17 protein-coding genes are annotated in these 16,681 nt (G+C 72.1%); 11 read left to right on the top strand and 6 right to left on the bottom strand.

What is annotated here, in order from left to right; translation table 11 throughout:
- The first annotated feature begins 244 nt into the window (after positions 1 to 244).
- Complete coding sequence (locus MQE23_RS01050) at positions 245 to 1,597, top strand: diacylglycerol kinase family protein (protein ID WP_020269903.1); 1,353 nt, start codon at positions 245 to 247, stop codon at positions 1,595 to 1,597.
- 37 nt (positions 1,598 to 1,634) lie between these two features.
- Here MQE23_RS01050 and MQE23_RS01045 read toward each other — a convergent pair whose 3' ends face one another.
- Positions 1,635 to 2,864: a serine hydrolase domain-containing protein gene (locus MQE23_RS01045; RefSeq protein WP_037666914.1), complete on the bottom strand. Its 1,230-nt coding sequence runs from the start codon at positions 2,862 to 2,864 to the stop codon at positions 1,635 to 1,637.
- A 328-nt stretch (positions 2,865 to 3,192) separates the two neighbouring features.
- On the opposite strand from MQE23_RS01045, the gene MQE23_RS01040 reads away from it, so the two are divergent.
- Together MQE23_RS01040 and MQE23_RS01035 are read left to right on the top strand one after the other, a co-directional pair.
- Entirely contained in the window at positions 3,193 to 4,443 is a 1,251-nt protein-coding gene (locus tag MQE23_RS01040; protein WP_020269901.1) for a histidine kinase, read from the top strand.
- A complete protein-coding gene (locus MQE23_RS01035; RefSeq protein WP_020269900.1) occupies positions 4,440 to 5,168 on the top strand; it encodes a response regulator transcription factor in 729 nt (242 codons plus the stop codon). The genes MQE23_RS01040 and MQE23_RS01035 overlap by 4 nt, the downstream gene beginning before the upstream one ends.
- A gap of 29 nt (positions 5,169 to 5,197) precedes the next feature.
- On the opposite strand, the gene MQE23_RS01030 is transcribed toward MQE23_RS01035, so the two are convergent.
- Complete coding sequence (locus tag MQE23_RS01030) at positions 5,198 to 5,527, bottom strand: antibiotic biosynthesis monooxygenase (protein ID WP_243377881.1); 330 nt, start codon at positions 5,525 to 5,527, stop codon at positions 5,198 to 5,200.
- A 113-nt stretch (positions 5,528 to 5,640) separates the two neighbouring features.
- On the opposite strand from MQE23_RS01030, the gene MQE23_RS01025 reads away from it, so the two are divergent.
- Positions 5,641 to 6,591, top strand: a complete 951-nt coding sequence (locus MQE23_RS01025) for a DUF1731 domain-containing protein (protein WP_243377880.1) — start codon at positions 5,641 to 5,643, stop codon at positions 6,589 to 6,591.
- Positions 6,592 to 6,598: 7 nt separating this feature from the next.
- On the opposite strand, the gene MQE23_RS01020 is transcribed toward MQE23_RS01025, so the two are convergent.
- Positions 6,599 to 7,471: a hypothetical protein gene (locus MQE23_RS01020; RefSeq protein ID WP_243377879.1), complete on the bottom strand. Its 873-nt coding sequence runs from the start codon at positions 7,469 to 7,471 to the stop codon at positions 6,599 to 6,601.
- 91 nt (positions 7,472 to 7,562) lie between these two features.
- Complete coding sequence (locus MQE23_RS01015; protein WP_020269896.1) at positions 7,563 to 7,709, bottom strand: hypothetical protein; 147 nt, start codon at positions 7,707 to 7,709, stop codon at positions 7,563 to 7,565.
- Between the two features lie 138 nt (positions 7,710 to 7,847).
- Here MQE23_RS01015 and MQE23_RS01010 point away from each other — a divergent pair, with 138 nt between their 5' ends.
- From MQE23_RS01010 to MQE23_RS01000, 3 genes are all read left to right on the top strand, one after another.
- The gene (locus MQE23_RS01010; protein ID WP_020269895.1) at positions 7,848 to 8,276 is read left to right on the top strand and encodes a hypothetical protein; all 429 of its coding nucleotides are present in this window, start codon (positions 7,848 to 7,850) and stop codon (positions 8,274 to 8,276) included.
- A gap of 239 nt (positions 8,277 to 8,515) precedes the next feature.
- Positions 8,516 to 10,156, top strand: a complete 1,641-nt coding sequence (pgm, locus tag MQE23_RS01005; RefSeq protein ID WP_243377878.1) for a phosphoglucomutase (alpha-D-glucose-1,6-bisphosphate-dependent) — start codon at positions 8,516 to 8,518, stop codon at positions 10,154 to 10,156.
- A gap of 53 nt (positions 10,157 to 10,209) precedes the next feature.
- Complete coding sequence (locus tag MQE23_RS01000; protein ID WP_020269893.1) at positions 10,210 to 10,497, top strand: zinc-ribbon domain-containing protein; 288 nt, start codon at positions 10,210 to 10,212, stop codon at positions 10,495 to 10,497.
- A gap of 33 nt (positions 10,498 to 10,530) precedes the next feature.
- Here the strand turns inward: MQE23_RS01000 and MQE23_RS00995 are convergent, their stop codons facing one another.
- Positions 10,531 to 11,292 carry a winged helix-turn-helix domain-containing protein gene (locus MQE23_RS00995; protein WP_243377877.1) on the bottom strand — a complete coding sequence of 254 codons (762 nt, stop codon included), beginning with the start codon at positions 11,290 to 11,292 and terminating at the stop codon, positions 10,531 to 10,533.
- Between the two features lie 30 nt (positions 11,293 to 11,322).
- Here MQE23_RS00995 and MQE23_RS00990 point away from each other — a divergent pair, with 30 nt between their 5' ends.
- From MQE23_RS00990 to MQE23_RS00980, 3 genes are all read left to right on the top strand, one after another.
- Positions 11,323 to 11,952 (top strand): flavin reductase family protein, encoded by a 630-nt coding sequence (locus MQE23_RS00990; RefSeq protein ID WP_243377876.1) that lies wholly within the window; start codon positions 11,323 to 11,325, stop codon positions 11,950 to 11,952.
- Between the two features lie 140 nt (positions 11,953 to 12,092).
- On the top strand, positions 12,093 to 12,575 hold the full coding sequence (locus MQE23_RS00985) for an SRPBCC family protein (protein WP_020269890.1): 483 nt from the start codon (positions 12,093 to 12,095) through the stop codon (positions 12,573 to 12,575).
- A gap of 259 nt (positions 12,576 to 12,834) precedes the next feature.
- On the top strand, positions 12,835 to 13,842 hold the full coding sequence (locus MQE23_RS00980) for a peptidase (RefSeq protein WP_243377875.1): 1,008 nt from the start codon (positions 12,835 to 12,837) through the stop codon (positions 13,840 to 13,842).
- Between the two features lie 143 nt (positions 13,843 to 13,985).
- Here MQE23_RS00980 and MQE23_RS00975 read toward each other — a convergent pair whose 3' ends face one another.
- On the bottom strand, positions 13,986 to 14,849 hold the full coding sequence (locus MQE23_RS00975) for an LLM class flavin-dependent oxidoreductase (RefSeq protein WP_243377874.1): 864 nt from the start codon (positions 14,847 to 14,849) through the stop codon (positions 13,986 to 13,988).
- Positions 14,850 to 14,999: 150 nt separating this feature from the next.
- Between MQE23_RS00975 and MQE23_RS00970 the strand changes: the two genes are divergently transcribed.
- The gene (locus MQE23_RS00970) at positions 15,000 to 16,574 is read left to right on the top strand and encodes a cytochrome P450 (RefSeq protein ID WP_243377873.1); all 1,575 of its coding nucleotides are present in this window, start codon (positions 15,000 to 15,002) and stop codon (positions 16,572 to 16,574) included.
- Positions 16,575 to 16,681: the final 107 nt, after the last annotated feature.

The raw sequence follows: 16,681 nt of genomic DNA, 5'->3' as shown, positions 1-16,681 counted from the left end.
GGAACCACTGTCGGCAGCTGCGGCGTGGCTGGGCACCGATGTGCCCCGGTGCGCGGAACAGCGCCCGCGGGGCCCGCGTACGCTACCGATGGCTCCGCCCCGGAAGATCGTCACGTCTGACGTGCCCCACGGCGGGGGAGCCATCAGGGATGGCAGTGGCCATGCCGATCCGTCGGCGGGCACCATGTTTCACGGCCGGGCGCGGTCCGCAAGGCCCGCCCGCGCCTTCGAGTGGAGGAACCACATGGGATCGGCGATGAGCGATCGGTATCACCGCCGGCAGAGATGGGCGGCCAGGTGCGCCCTCGCCGCGGTCGCGCTGGCGGCGCTGCTGCCCCTCGTGTCCGGCGGTCTGAAAGGACTGCTGCTGCTCGCGGTCGGCCTGGCGGGGCTCGCCCTGACCGCAGCGGCGCTCTGGTGGGTCCTGTCCCGCCGGGGACCCGCCCGCACGGGGGCGGCCGCACTGGCCGTCGGCACACCTGTGGCCGTCATCACCCTCTTCGCGGCCGCCAATCTGCTCTGGGTGGTCTTCGCGTCCCTGGTGCTGTGGTGCCTCGCGGTCTGGAGCGGCCGCTATGCCCTGCGCAGCACGGGTCTGCGGCCGGTGCGGGTCAAGGAGTACCGCACGCCACCGCCGAAACGCCCCTTCCTCCTGCTCAATCCCCGCTCCGGCGGCGGCAAGGTCGAGAAGTTCGGCCTCAAGGAGAAGGCCGAGGCGCTGGGTGCCCAGGTCGTCCTCCTCGACGGGGACCAGCACCAGGACGTCACCGCCCTGGCCAGGGCCGCCGTGGCCGACGGGGCCGATCTGCTCGGAGTCGCGGGCGGTGACGGCACGCAGGCTCTGGTCGCCGCCGTCGCGGCGGAACACGGCCTGCCGTTCCTCGTCATCTCGGCCGGCACGCGCAACCACTTCGCCATGGACCTGGGCCTGGACCGCGACGATCCGTCCACCTGCCTCGACGCGCTCACCGACGGCGTCGAACTCCGCGTCGACCTCGGCTTCGCCGACGGCCGCCCCTTCGTCAACAACGCCTCGTTCGGCGTGTACGGGGCCGTCGTCCAGAGCCCGGGCTACCGCGAGGACAAGGTGGGAGCGGCGCTGGACCGGCTGCCCGAGCTGCTCACCCGGCAGAGCGGCCCGCGGCTGACGGCCGGCGCCGACGGCACGACCATCGCCGACCCGCAGGCCGTGCTGGTGAGCAACAACCCGTACCGGATGGACGATCCGTTCGGATTCGGCCGGCGCGAGCGGCTCGACTCCGGGAAGCTGGGCGTGCTCGCCGTCCGCGTCGACAGTGCCGTGGAAGCGGCCGAACTCCTGCTGGCCCCGCGTCCGGAGGGGCTCACGGTGCTCACCGCCCAGCACGTCGTCGTCGAGGCCGACGCCTCGCACCTGGAGGTCGGCCTCGACGGTGAGGCGCTCACCCTGCCGGCCCCCGTCCACTGCCGCATCGCCCGCCGGGCCCTGCGCGTCCGGGTGCCCCGCAACCGCCCGGGGGTCCCTGAGGCGCCGCCGCGCCTGGACTGGCGCCGGCTCCGCAAGCTGGCGGCGGCGGTCGGCCGTACCGCCGCACCCTCGCGCTCCTGGCGCCCCTGAGGGCGGGCCCGGCCGCCGTCCCCAGGGGGAGAGACCCCTAGACCCCGTCGCGGCACAACGCGTTCGCGACCAGCCGCATGCCCGCCAGGTGCTGCCGCAGCACGTCCTCGACGGAGGTGGCCCACCCGGTGGACATCGAGGCGGTGACGGCGACGCGGCCGTCGTCGCTCACCGCGTTCCGGCTCATGTAGCCGATCTCGTCCCCGCCGTGGCCCCAGGACCAGCCGCCGCACGGCAGTCTGTTCTTCATGAGCCCGAGCCCGTACCGCGCGCCCGGGTACGGCACCTGGAACTCGTCGTTCAACGGGACCGTGCGTTTCATCTCCCTGAGCTGCGCGGGCTTCAGGACCTTGCCGCCGAGGAGGTCGCGGAAGAAGCGGTTCAGGTCCGCCGTGGTGCCGATGAGGCCGCCGGATGCGTTGGGGTCCTGGTACAGGGTCACGTCAACGAGCTTCGGCACCGTGGCGAATCGCTGATATCCGCGCGCGTGCGGCTCCCGGACAGTGGGGGAGTCGCCCGGGTAGTACGTGTGCCGCAGCCCGAGCGGCTTCAGCAGCCGGTCCCGTACCTGGTCGTGCCAGGTGCGGCCGGTCGCCTTCTCGATGACCATGCCGAGCAGGATGTAGCCGACGTTCGAGTACCCCCAGCCCTTGCCGGGCCGGAAGTCCGGGCGGTGCCGCATGGCCCGTTCGACCAACTGCTCGGGGGTGAACGGGTGGAAGCGGACCTTGTAGTACTCCTGCGCCGTGTCGATGCCGGGGTAGTCGTCGTGGATGCCGCTGGTGTGCTGGAGCAGCTGGCGGAGGGTGATCTTCCGGCCGTCGTTGCCGTTGCCGCGCACCACGCCCGGCAGCCACTTCTCGACGGGGTCCTCCAGCGCCACCTTCCGTTCGCCGACGAGTTGGAGCACGACGGCGGCCACGAAGGTCTTGGTGTTGCTGGCGATCCGGAAGTGGCCGTCGTCGGGCACGGGGCGCCCCGTACGGAGGTCGGCGGTGCCGCTCGTCACGGTGGCGGGAGCAGACCGGCCGCCGCTCACCCGGGCCTGCACGCCGATGGCGCCGGTGTCGTGGACGGCGTCGGCGTCGCGCTGGAACGGCGTGTCCCCCGTGGCGGCGGAGGCGGAACCGTCGTCCTCGCTCACCCCCGCGACGGCGTGGGTGACGGCCGGCGGCACGGCGACCGCCATGACGAGGGCGGCGGCGATCCCCAGCGTGACGTGGCGGCGGCGCGGCTGGGAAGGTCGTCGGGGCGGGGTGGCTGACACGGGATCCTCCAGAGGTACGGACGCTGTGTGCGGAAAGCACCACCGACGCTAGGAGCGGGGCCCTGGCCGGGCGTCGTCCGCCAGGAGGGGCGAGCGGCGCAACTTTCGTTCCGTGCCCTGCGTCTCCTGGGATCACCGGTCATACGATGCGGGCGGGACCGCGGGGACGAGGACCGCTCGGCGGGCGGGGACCGGGGACGGGAAAGCAGGGACAGGGACAGGGACGGGGTCGGGCATGACGGGGGGTTCATGGCGGCGGTACGGAACGGACCGGTCCGTAGGGTCCTCACGGGCGCCGCGCGGTTCCTCACGGGCGTGGGCCGGTTCCGTGCGTGCCTCCGCCGCCACGCTGCGCCGCAGGTTCGCCGGGCGCCCGGCGGACGCGCTCGTCGCCGTCGTCTTCACCGGCATCGCCGTGCTGCTCCGGCTGAGCCAGCCGTTGCCCGACGGTGCAGGCCCTCGCGCCGCCGTCATGGCACTGCTCGGCGGGGCGTGTCTGCCGCTGCTGTGGCGGCGTTCGCGTCCGGGGCTCGTACTGGTCGCCACGGCGGCCTGCTATCTGGCGGGTGAACTGCTCGACCCCGCCGGTGACAACGCCCAGTCCGCGTTCCTGGCCTGCTACTCGGTGGCCCGGCACACGCCCGCGCCCCGCAGCCTGATCGCTCCCGTCGCGCTCACCACGGCGCTGGTCGCCCCGGAGGCGGCGGGCGGCCGGCTGAACGTGTTCTCCTCGGCCGACACGGCCATTCCCCTCGGCCTTGCCGACTACCTGGTGGCCGCCGCGCTGGCCGCGGCCGTATGGCTGCTGGGCGCGTCACGGCGCCGACTGTACGCGGACGCCGCGCGCCTGCGGGACCTGGCCGAACGGCTCCGCGCCGAGCAGCGGGTCAGCGCCCGGCGCGCGGTGGCCGCCGAACGCGCCCGGATCGCCCGCGATCTGCACGACCTGGTGGCGCACCACGTCAGCGCGATCGCCCTGCAGGCACACGCGGTCACCGTCGTACTGCCGGAGGACACGCGCGCCGCCGGCAAGGGGGTGGCGGCGATCAGCCAGGCGGCGGACACCGCGCTGGACGAGATGCGCGGTCTGGTCCGGCTGCTCGCGGACCCGACGCCGGAGAGCGGCGCCGGGCCGCTCCCGCAGCCGTCCCTGCGCCACCTGGAACGGCTGACCGGGGAGTCCGAGGCGGCGGGCTGCCCGGTGACGCTCACGGTGACCGGGCCGGTCGCGGAGTTGCCGCCCGCCGTGCAGGTCTCGGCGTACCGCGTCGTCCAGGAGGCACTGTCCAACGTGCGCAAACACGCCGGCGCCGTACCCGTACGCGTCGGACTGGCCTGCCGTGACGGCCGGTTGACCGTCACGGTGGAGAACGCCGCGCCGACCCCCAACCGTTGCCCGATGCCCGGCTCCGGGCTCGGGCTCATCGGCATGCGAGAGCGCACCGGGCTGTTCGGCGGCACGCTCCGCGCGGAACCTGCCCCCGACGGCGGCTGGCGGGTCGAGGCCACGTTCCCGCCGCAGGACGGCAACCCGCACGCGCTCGCCGAGGGCGCGTACGCGCCGGAGGAGGGCCGATGACGCCGCCGGTGCGGGTGCTGACCGTGGACGACCAGGAGCTGGTCAGGACGGCGCTGCGGGTGATGCTGCGGCGGCGTACGGACGTGGAGGTGGTGGGCGAGGCGGCGGACGGTGCGCGGGCCGTCGAGGCGGCGTACGAACTGCGCCCGGACGTGGTGCTGATGGACGTACGGATGCCCGGCATGACCGGGGTGGAGGCGACCGCGCGGATCCTGAAGGGCTGGCCGCACGAGGGGCCCCGTCCGCGCGTGCTGGTGCTGACCACGTTCGACCTCGACGAGTACGTGCACGCCGCGCTGCGGGCCGGGGCCAGCGGGTTCCTGCTGAAGAACACCACGCCGGAACTCCTGGCCGAGGCGATCGGCGTGGTCGCGGCGGGCGATGCGATGCTCGCGCCGACGGTCACACGGCGGCTGATCCGGGCGTTCACCGACCTGCCGCCGCCCCTGCTGTCCGGCGTGCGGCCCCGCCCGTCACCGGCCGACGGGTCGCCCGGCGGCCCGGGCGACCCGCTGGCCGCGCTCACCCGGCGCGAACGGGATGTCGCGGAACTGGTCGCCCGCGGGCTGCCGAACGCGCGGATCGCCGGGTCGCTCGGCCTCACGGAAGCCGGCGTGAAGAGCACCGTCAACCGCATCCTGACCAGACTCGGACTGGAGAACCGCGTACAGATCGCGATCCTCGTCCTCGCGGCGGAACCCGATACGGAAGAGGGCGACGGCTAGAGGAGCCTGTGGATCAAGGTCCTGCGGATTCAGGAGGCGCCCTTGGGCCCCGCCTGCTGCACCACCTCGAACGACCAGAGCGTCGAGCCGCTCGCCGCCGGCTTGGGGCGCTCGCCGCCCTCGCCGCCGCCCTGGTGCGCGGCCTTCATCGGCCCTTCCATCCAGGCCTGGAACGACGCCTCGTCACGCCACCGGGTGTAGACGAGGTAGGTGTCGGTGCCCTCCACGGGGCGGAGGAGCTCGAACCACTCGAACCCGTCGGAGCTCTCCACGGTGTGCGCGCGGGAGGCGAACCGCTTCTCCAGCGTCTCCCGCTGCTCGGCGGGCACGGTCAGCACGTTGATCTTGACTACGCTCATGCCCCCATCTTGCCCGATGGCACATCTGCGCAGGCTAAGACCTACGTCGTCGAGTATTTTGAACGCGTTCAAATATGGGCTAGGGTTACTCCCATACGTCGAGGGGGAGTGACATGAAGATCGTGATACCCGGCGGGACCGGGCAGGTCGGTACGGTCCTGAAGCGCGCGTTGAGCGCGGCCGGACACGACGTTGTGGTCCTGAGCCGGCACGCACGGCAGCAGGGCGAAGTGCACTGGGACGGCGCGACCCTGGGGCCGTGGGCGGGGGAGATCGACGGCAGCGACGTCGTGGTCAACCTGGCCGGCCGGAGCGTGAACTGCCGCTACACCCCCGCCAACCTCCGGGAGATGATGGACTCACGGGTCCACTCCGCCCGGGTCGTGGGCGAGGCGATCGCGGCAGCCGCCCGGCCGCCCCGGGTCTGGCTCCAGATGAGCACCGCGACCGTTTACGCCCACCGCTACGACGCGCCCAACGACGAGGCCACCGGTGTGATCGGCGGCACCGAACCCGGCGCCCCCGGCTACTGGGCCTACAGCGTCGACATCGCCAAGGCCTGGGAGCGGGAGCAGGAGACCGCCGCCACTCCGCGCACCCGGAAGGTGGCTCTGCGCGCCGCCATGGTGATGAGCCCGGACCGCGGCGGCGTCTTCGACGTCCTGCTGCGGCTGGTCCGGCTGGGCCTCGGCGGCCCCGTCGCCGGCGGCGCACAGTACGTGTCGTGGATCCACGACCAGGACTTCGTCCGGGCGGTCGAGTTCCTCGTCGCCCGGGACGACCTCACAGGGCCGGTCAATCTCGCCGCTCCCGGGCCCCTGCCGCACCGCGACTTCATGCGCGTGATGCGGACCGCGTGGGGTTACCCGATGGGCCTGCCCGCGACACGCTGGATGGCGGAGGCCGGCGCCTTCGTCCTGCGCTCGGACACCGAACTGCTGCTGAAGAGCCGCCGCGTCGTCCCCGGCCGCCTCCTGGACGCGGGCTTCACGTTCGGACACCCCGACTGGCCGGCGGCCGCGGACGACCTCGTACGGCGGTTCCGCAGCCGTGGCGCGGGGTGAGCCCGGGTCAGCCCTGCTTCCTGCCCTGCTCCAGGGCCTTGCCGGTCATGTCGGTGACCTGCCCGGCCGGGGGCGCGTCCGCCTCCACCTCGGTGCCGAAGTCGGTGAAGTCCATGACCGTGCGCACCGTGACCTTCTGAGGCGAGGACGAGGCGTCGGTGGAGGACCGCTCCGTCGACCCCGGTGCGGCCTTGAGCGTCATGTCGATCTGCTGACGGCGCATGCGGCCCTCTTCGTCCAGCCACACATCCATCGGGAGGGTCGGGCCGACTTGCTGCCGCAGCGCGTCGCCGCCCGGCAGCTTCGCGACGTCGACGGAGACGCGGTAGCGCGTGGTCTCGACGCCGTCGATCGTGGCCGTGCCCTTCTTGGTCACGTCCTTGTCGGTGATCGCCTTCGCGTACGCCGCGGACTGCGCCGGATCGCTCATGGACCGGTCGCCCGCGCCCTGCTGTGCGGAGACCTTCCCCAGGTCGATCTTGATCCAGGGCTTGCCGCCCGGCGCCTGTCCCTTCGGCATCTTCTGGTACAGCACCTGATCGACCACGCGCTGTTCGATCCGCTGCCCCTGCACCGTGAGCGTCATGACGCTGTCGCCGTCGTCCAGGTCCACGGCGCCCTGTCCGTTCGCGGACTCCGAGACACCCTTGGCCGAGGTCTGCACCCGCAGCCTCACCTTGGCGGTGTCCTCCTCGGCCGTCCTGTCGTAGGCCGAGCGCACCGCCTGCGTGCCCTGTTCCTGTGCGTTGCCCTGCGCCGAGGAACTCCCTGCGCCGTCACCCGTGCCGTCGTCGTCGCCGCAGCCGACCAGCGCCGTGCCTGCCAGCACACCGGCGACGCCTAAGGCACAGACCTTCCTGCCGTTCCCTGCCCTGCCCATCGAACCAGCTCCTCTCAGGTGTGGTGCGACCCAAGTGCCCATGCCGGGCATGAACACTCGCGTGTGTTCGAGGAGTTGGTTTCCGGACCGGTCAGCGGCGACCGCGGAGCTTGCCCAGCAGCCGCTGGGCCTTGGCCCGGTTGCGAGGATCGGCGGCGGCTCGCCGTGCCTGCGCGGCGGCCCGCCGCCCCTGCGGGCTCCGGGCGAACTGCTTGATGCGATTCAGGATGCCTGCCATGGTGCACTTCCCTCGTGTTCTGACGTCGTCTTGTCTGCAGTTCGCTTACCCCTCCGACGAGGTGCTCAGCCCTTCGCACGCCCGGACGGTGCGCGGCCGAACGTGTTTGCCGCGGGAGTCAGAGGCAAGTCGGAGTCCATGACTGAAGAGAACAAGCGCACGAATCAGAAGCCGACCACCATACGTGCGACGGAGTCCAAGGCCCGTCGCACGGCGGACAAGGCGACCGCGCCGACGACCCGGGCCGCGAAGCGCGCGACCACGAAGGCCGATGACGCGGCGTCAGCCGTCAAGGCCGGCGCCGAGCGCTCCGCCGAGACGACGACGGCGGCCGTGCAGACCGCGGCCAGGAGTGTCGAGGCGGGCCGCCAGGCGGTCGTCGCGGCCTCCGGCCAGGTCGCTGCCACGGCGAAGACGGCCTGGACGGTGATCGCCCACCGCAAGGCCGTCGCCGCGGGCGTCGGGGCCGGCCTGACCGCCCTGACCGCCGCGTCGTACGCGGTGGGACGCCGCTCGGAACGCCACACCCACGGCCCGCTCACCCGGCTCACCGGCGGGCGGATCTGACCCGAGGCGAGGGCGCCCGGCAGGGCGCCCACCAGGCCGGAAGGCGGCGCGGCGCATCACCGGGCGTCCCGGTGGTACGCGGCGCCGCCTCCTCGTGGTGTGTGGCCCGGTCCGGCGGTTCGCCGCGTGGCCTGGCGCACATCCGGCACTCACAGTGGTGCCCCTCTCGCGCGTCACGGCTGTGACGAGGAAGGATGGGTGCGCAAGCGAAGATCACACCCATGTGGAGGAGCGGGCCCATGCAGCACGAGCGAGCGGGCAGTCCGGCCGGTCCCGAAGATCTCGTCGACGTCGCTCGGCTGGTCACCGCGTACTACGCGCTCCATCCCGACCTGGACGACCCGGGGCAGCGCGTCACGTTCGGGACCTCCGGACATCGCGGAACCTCACTGGCCGGCGCGTTCAACGACGACCACATCGCCGCGACCAGCCAGGCCATCTGCGAGTACCGCGCGGCCCAGGGCACCGACGGCCCGCTGTTCCTGGGGGCCGACACCCACGCCCTGTCGGAGCCCGCGCGGGTCACCGCGCTGGAGGTGTTCGCCGCCAACGAGGTGACGGTGCTGATCGACGAGGCGGACGGCTACACACCGACCCCGGCCGTCTCACACGCCATCCTCACCCACAACCGAGGCCGCACCACGGGTCTCGCCGACGGCGTCGTCGTCACCCCGTCCCACAACCCGCCCGCCGACGGAGGGTTCAAGTACAACCCGCCCAGCGGCGGCCCCGCCGCCTCCCACGCGACCTCCTGGATCCAGGACCGGGCGAACGAGATCATCCGCGGCGGCCTGAAGGACGTACGGCGCATCCCCCACGCCCGGGCGCTCGCCGCGGCCACCACCGGCCGCTACGACTTCCTGGGCACCTACGTCACCGACCTGCCCGGCGTCCTCGACCTGGACGCGATCCGCGCGGCCGGTGTGCGCATCGGGGCGGACCCGCTGGGCGGGGCGTCCGTCGCCTACTGGGGCCGGATCGCCGAACAGCACGGCCTCGACCTCACCGTGGTCAACCCGCACACCGACCCCACCTGGCGTTTCATGACGCTGGACTGGGACGGCAAGATCCGCATGGACTGCTCGTCGCCGTACGCGATGGCCTCCCTCATCGGGCAGCGGGACCGCTTCGACGTCGCCACCGGCAACGACGCCGACGCCGACCGGCACGGCATCGTCACCCCCGACGCGGGCCTGATGAACCCCAACCACTACCTCGCCGTCGCCATCTCCTACCTGTACGCCCACCGCGACCGCTGGCCGGCCGCCGCCGGTGTCGGCAAGACCCTGGTGTCCTCCGCCATGATCGACCGGGTCGCCGCCGACCTGGGCCGCGAACTGGCCGAGGTGCCCGTCGGGTTCAAGTGGTTCGTGGACGGGCTGGTCGACGGCACCATCGGCTTCGGCGGGGAGGAGTCGGCCGGGGCGTCCTTCCTGCGCCGGGACGGCTCCGTGTGGACCACCGACAAGGACGGCATCATCCTGGCCCTGCTCGCCTCCGAGATCACGGCGGTCACCGGGAAGACCCCCTCGGAACACTACGCCGCGCTGACCGCCCGCTTCGGCGAACCGGCGTACGCGCGGATCGACGCCCCGGCGTCCCGCGAGGAGAAGGCCCTGCTCGCCAAGCTCTCCCCGGCCCAGGTCAGCGCGGACACCCTGGCCGGGGACGCGGTCACGGCGGTGCTCACCGAGGCCCCGGGCAACGGCGCACCCATCGGCGGCATCAAGGTGACCACCGACAACGCCTGGTTCGCGGCCCGCCCCTCGGGCACCGAGGACGTCTACAAGATCTATGCCGAGTCGTTCCGCGGCCCCGACCACCTCCGCCAGGTCCAGGAGGAGGCGAAGACCGTGGTGCTGACGGCGCTTTCGGCCTGAGCGACCGCGATACGGGACACTGGAGGAAGATCCGACCCGGGAAGGACCGTCACGTGATCATCTTCGGCACCAAGGGGTATCTGTACCAGCTGGCGATACTGACGCTGGTCTGCGGCCAGTGCGGCAACCCCGCCGCGCACACGCTCAGGAAGCGCGTCACGAAGTTCACGCTGTTCTTCGTGCCGCTGTTCCCGATCTCGACGAAGTACCTCACGCAGTGCACCTTCTGCGGTGCGGAACAGAAGGTGACCAAGGAACAGGCGGAACAGTTGCAGGCCCAGAGCGCGAGCGGCGACGGCGGCCGGACGTACGGGCAGCCGCAGCAGCAGCACCGGTTCTGAGCCCGGCCGGGCTTCCCGGGGCGGGGGAGGTGCTCACCCGGTCGTGAGCACCTCGTCCGCCAGGCCCAGGTGCCGTCGGAAGGCCTCGCGCCCCTGATCCGTCAGCCGCACGACGCGGGAGCCGTCGCCGGGCACGAGCCAGGACGCCTCCAGCGCGCGGTGGAACAGGGCCGCGGCCACAGCGCCCGCCAGGTGCGGGCGCTGTTCCGTCCAGTCCAGGCACGTGCGTACGTGCGGACGGCCCGCAGCCCCCGCCGCCCTGTCCGCGATCCCGACGCCCGACAGCCAGGCCGCGCCGGACGCGGTGAGCGCCGGGCCGGACTCCCAGGACAACAGCCCACGCGCGGTCATGGCATCGGTCATCGCCACGGCGAGGGAGCCGCCGAGATGGTCGTAGCAGACACGGGCGAAGCCGACGGCACGGTGCCGGCGGGCAGCGGTGAGGGAACGGACCGGGACCAGCCGGCGGGGCGCCCTGGCCGCCAGCGCCTCGATCATCTCCGCTATGCCGGGGTCCGCCAGACGCACATGGCGGTGCCGCCCGCGGCGTTCCTGAGCCAGCAGGCCACCGGCCACCAGGCGGTTCAGATGGCTCGTGGCCGTGGACGGCGCGACACCGGCCAGGCGGGCCACCTCGGAGGCCGTCCAGGCCCGGCCGTCGAGCAGGGCGAGACAGATCGCGGCGCGGGAGCGATCGGCCAGCAGCGCCCCCAGTGAGGCGAGATCGGGTTCTTCGGCATGAACGTCGGGGCTGGTCACCGACCGATTGTCCCCGGCCGACACTTCGACGCGCATCGAAACGTCCCGCCCGTAGCGTCCTGGCCCATGACCACCGACACCCACCGAGTGATCCGGCCGAGCGTCCTCTACTTCGGCACGCCCGTCGTGCTGCTGACCACCGAGAACGACGACGGCACATGCAATCTCACCCCGATCTCCTCCGCCTGGGCCCTGGGGCAGCACATCGTCCTGGGCATCGGCAGCGAGAGCCGGACCGTGCGCAACCTCGCCGAGCGCCCGGAGCTCGTGATCAACATCGCCTCGCCCGAGCTGTGGGAGCACGTGGAACGCCTCGCACCGCTCACCGGGGCGAACCCGGTGCCCGAGGCCAAGCGGGCGCTCTACCGCTACGAGCCGGACAAGTTCGCCGCGTCCGGGCTCACCCCGGTCGCCGCCGACCTCGTGAAGCCGCCGCGCGTGGCCGAGTGCGCCCTCCAGCTGGAGGCACGGGCCGCTGCGCTGACGCCCGGCGGAGCGGGCCTCTTCTTCAGCGTCGAGTGCGAGGTCCTGCGCGTCCACGCCGCCGACCGCGTCGTCGTACCCGGCACCCACCACATCGACCCGGCCGTCTGGAGCCCGCTCATCTACAACTTCCGCCACTACCACGGCCTGGCTCCCGAGGTCGGCCACGGCTTCCGTTCGGAGACGGCCAGGGCCACCGTCCCCGCCGTCTGACCGCCCGCACCCCGCCTTTCGGGGACGGCACCGAACCGTGTGGGAACCCGAAGATCCCGGGTACTCGTCCGCCACGGGCCCGGACCTGTGTGTGGGCCGATGGGCCTCCAGCAGTCGATCAGGAAAACGGAGGCATACAGATGAGCACCGTCAAGGAAACCGTGGAAGTCGACGTCCCTGTCCACACCGCCTACAACCAGTGGACCCAGTTCGAGGAGTTCCCGAACTTCATGGAGGGCGTCGAGGAGGTAAGGCAGCTCGACGACCGTCACAACCACTGGACCACCAAGATCGGCGGAGTACGGCGTGAGTTCGACACCGAGATCGTCGACCAGCTGCCCGACGAGCGCGTCACCTGGCGCACGACCAGCGGAGACACCCACCAGAAGGGCACCGTCCGCTTCCAGCGCCTGGACGACACCCACACCAGGGTGGAGCTCGTGATGGACGTCGAGCCCAGCGGAGCGGTGGAAAAGGCCGCGGACATGCTCGGCGCGATCGACCGCCAGATCAAGGGCGACATGCAGCGCTTCAAGCAGTACATCGAGAAGCGCGGCGGAGAGTCCGGCGCCTGGCGCGGACGCATCCAGCCGGGCGGCGGCACCGGTCCCACCCCACTCTGACACCCAGGGCTCCGCTCTCCCGGACCCGGGCACAAAAGGAACCCGGCCTCCACCACAGCACCGGTGGAGGCCGGGTTCCTTTTGTGCCCGGGTCCGTGTCCCCGACGCGGGGAACATGTGGCGTTTCGGTCGTCTCGGTGACATGCACCTGTCCAAATCGGCCTCCCGGTGGCACGCTGCCCTCTGGTTCGCAGTGACACCCCTGCCTGACCGGGTGGATGAGCCCCGCCGCCCGGCCCCCACAGCAGAAGGAGACCGCGTGACAGGCATACCCCGTAGCCTTCGCCCCTCCGGCAGCGGCACCCGCGTTCGCCGTACCGTCCTCGGCGCACTCGCCGGCGTCGCCGCACTGCTGGCGACCGGCGTCACCGCCACACCGGCGAGCGCCGCGCCCGACCCGGGAGCGGTGGCGCCCTCGGCGCGGGAACGCGCCCTCGCTTTCTGGACCCCGCAGCGGATGCGTGAGGCCACCCCGCTCGACGTCCTGTCCGTCGACCGTTCCGACGTGCGGGTCTCGGCACCCCGCAAGGGCAAGGCGACCGTCGTGGCACCCAGCTCGCCCGCCGCCGTCCCCGGCCCCCTGGCCATCCCGAACGGCGGCGGCCCCTGGACCGGGGGCGGCGCGGTGACCAAGACCGCGGGACGGGTGTTCTTCACCTACCAGGGCCGCACCGCCTCCTGCTCCGGCAACGCCGTCACCAGCGCGAACAAGAGCACCGTGATCACGGCGGGCCACTGCGTGAAGCTGGAGGGAGCCTGGCACACCAACTGGGTGTTCGCGCCCGGCTACCACGACGGCCAGACCCCGTACGGCACCTGGACAGCGGCCAAGACCCTCTCCACACCGCAGTGGACCGCCAGTGAGGACATCAACTACGACATCGGCGCGGCCGTGGTCGCCCCGCTGGACGGAAAGAAGCTGACCGACGTCGTCGGCGGCCAGGGCCTGGCCTTCAACACCGGCTACAACAAGGCCATGTACGCCTTCGGTTTCCCGGCCGCGGCCCCCTACGACGGCGAGAAGTTCATCTACTGCAGCGGCACGACCTACCGAGACTTCCTGCTCTCCAGTGACCACGGTCTGACCTGCGACATGACCGGCGGCTCCAGCGGCGGCCCGTGGTTCACCCGGTTCGACGAGGCCACCGGGACCGGGCTGCAGTCCTCGGTGAACAGCTTCAAGTACAACTTCCTGCCCAACGCCATGTACGGCCCGTACTTCGGCGCGGACGCACAGAACCTGTACCAGAGCGCCCAGTCGTCCTGACCCACAGGCCGGCCGGGAGCCGGGCCCTCCTCCGGACGGTGGGGGAGGACCCGGCTCCGGCGCGTAGCCGCGCGGACGACAAACACGTTGCGCTGACCTGACCGACCGGTCCACCGAGAGGTGAGTGACGGTGCGCCGGCGGTTCAGCCGGTCGCCTCGGCGAGCAGCCCCACCTGTTCGAGCCCCGACGCCGCGGGCACGAAGATGAGCTCGTCACAGCCGGCCGCGGCGAACGAGTCGGCGTACGACCTCACCATCTCCGCACTCACCGCGGCACTCGCCGCGATCTGCGCGGCGGCGTCGCCGAGGAAGCCGTAGTAGTGCTGGAGATAGCCGTCCGCGTGCGCCCGGGCGTCCGGGCCGAGCGCGAAGTACGCCAGCGCCAGCTTGCGCGGCGCTCCCGTACGCCCCGCCTCCTTCCACGCGGCATCGACGCCGGCCGAGGCCTCCGCGAACATCTCCGGCGTACCACCGCCCATGATCCAGCCGTCGGCCAGCCGGGCCACCCGCCGGAAACTGACCGGGGTCGACCCGCCCAGGACGAGCTCGGGACCGCCCTCGCGCACGGGCTCCGGCCCGATCGCACCGGCGAGCCCCCGCTCCTCGCCCGACCAGACGCGTTTCATCTCCGTCAGTTGTTCCTCCAGGCGGCGCCCCCTGCCCTCGGTGGTCAGACCGCTCGCGGCGAAGTCGTCGTCACGTCCGCCCAGGCCCACACCGAGCACGAACCGCCCCCCGGAGAGCCGGTCGATCGAGGCCGCCTGCTTCGCCAGCAGCGCGCTGTTCGTGTACAGCGGTCCCAGCAGCACACCCGTCGTCAGCCGGATCCGGCTGGTGACCGCCGCGGCCGCACTCAGCGCGACCAGTTCCTCGTACCCCGGGTAGACCAGCCGCCCGATCGTGCCGAGCGTGCTGAACCCCGCCTCCTCGGCCCGCCGGGCCCACTCCACGAGAACCGAACCCTCGGTCCCGGGAACCGTGTTGGGAAGGCCTATACCTATGTCCATGTCCGCCTCCGGTCGTGAGAGGAGGAGCACCTACCCACCCGGTGCCTGGCGAACCGGATGTGACGCACTGGTCACGGAGTGAGGGATTCCGCGACCGTGCGGTGGGCATGCATCGACCGTTTGTCGCCCCCACAAGGAGTGAAACCGGCCATGAACGCTCCCGCGACGTCCCTCACCCGCACGGCCCCCGGAGCCCTCCCTCTCCTCGGCCACGGCCTTCAACTCGCCCGCAGCCCCCTGCCGTTCATCAGCTCCCTGCGCGAGCACGGACCCGTGGTGCGCATACGGATAGGCCCCACCCCGGCGTACGTCGTCACCGATCCCGCCCTGACCCGCAAGGTCTTGGTGACCGATGCCGCGCACTATGCCAAGGGCGGCAAGATCATCGACGCCCTGCGTGTCTTCTTCGGCGACGGGCTCGCCACGATCGCGGACGGCGACGCCCACCTGCGCAACCGGCGTCTGATGCAGCCCATGTTCAACAAGGCGCACATCGCCGACCGCGGCGACGCCATGATCGAGCAGGTCACGGCGATGGTCGGCGCGTGGCCCGAGGCGCGGCCGCGCGAGGTGTACGAGGACATGAACGAGGTCACGCTCGCGGCCTTCCTCGTCGCCCTGTTCGGCGCGGACCTGCCCGACCACCTGGAGGGCGAGTTCACCGCGCTGATGCCGGAGATCATGAAGGGCACGATCCGGCAGACCATCCTCCCGCCGTGGGTCACCCGGCTGCCGCTGCCCGCCAACCGGGCGCACGCCCAGCGCGTGGCCCGCCTGCGCGCTCTCATCGACCAGGCGATCGAGCACCGCGCGAGCCGGGCGGCCGGCTCTTCCTCCGGTACGGAAACGGCCTCCTGCACCGAAACGGCCTCCTGCACCGAAACGGCCTCCGGCACGGAAACGGCCTCCGGCACGGAAACGGCCTCCGGCTCCGAAACGGCCCCGGACGCCGCCACATGCCCGCACGCGGCGGCCCGTGAGCAGCAGACCGGCCTCTTCGACACCTTGCTGACCGCCGAGAACCCGCTGACCCGCCAGCAGCTCCAGGACGAGGCCATCACCCTGCTGACCGGAGCGATCGAGACCACCGGAACCACACTGGCCTGGACGCTGTACGAGATCTCCCGCCATCCGCGGATCGAGCGGCGGCTGCGCGAGGAGCTCGCCACGGTCTGCGGGGACCGCCCCTTGCGCTACGGCGATCTCGACCACCTCCCGTACGCCCGCCAGGTGTTGCAGGAAGCCATCCGCAAGTACGGGCCGGCCTGGCTGGTGACCCGGACCGCCACTCGCGACATCGACCTGGGCGGCCACCTCGTCCCCCAGGGCGCCGACGTCGTCTGGAGCCCCTACCTCCACCAGCACGACCCCGATGTGTTCGCCGACCCCGACGCCTTCGACCCGGACCGCTGGACACCCGAGAAGGTGTCGGCCACCCGCGGCTCGTTCCTCGCCTTCGGCGACGGCCGCCGCAAGTGCATCGGCGAGAACTTCGCCTGGGCCGAGCTCCAGATCATCCTCGCGACCATCCTGCGGACCTGGCAGTTCTTCGAACTCACCTCCCCGGCGCCCCGGCCCCAGGCCGTGGTCACGGTCAAGCCGGACCGCCTCACCATGGTGTTCCGCCGGAAGCCGACACCGGCACAGCCGAGCGACAACCCGTCCCAGGAGGTGATCACGCCGGAACCGGGTCCGGACACAACGCCCACCCCGTCCGGCAGTTGACGCCACGGGGCGGCAGCGCCACCGGAACCGGTTCCGCCGGGGACACCGGCTGCCCCCTCCCGCTCACCAGCCCCTCAGCGCCCGCCCCGGGCATCACCTGCACCGGC

Origin of the sequence: Streptomyces sp. HP-A2021, from assembly GCF_022807935.1 — a bacterium.
In the GTDB taxonomy this organism is placed as follows: Bacteria; Actinomycetota; Actinomycetes; order Streptomycetales; family Streptomycetaceae; genus Streptomyces; species Streptomyces afghaniensis.
The sequence above is the reverse complement of the archived record's forward strand: the minus strand, read 5'-3'. Positions and strand labels throughout refer to the sequence as shown.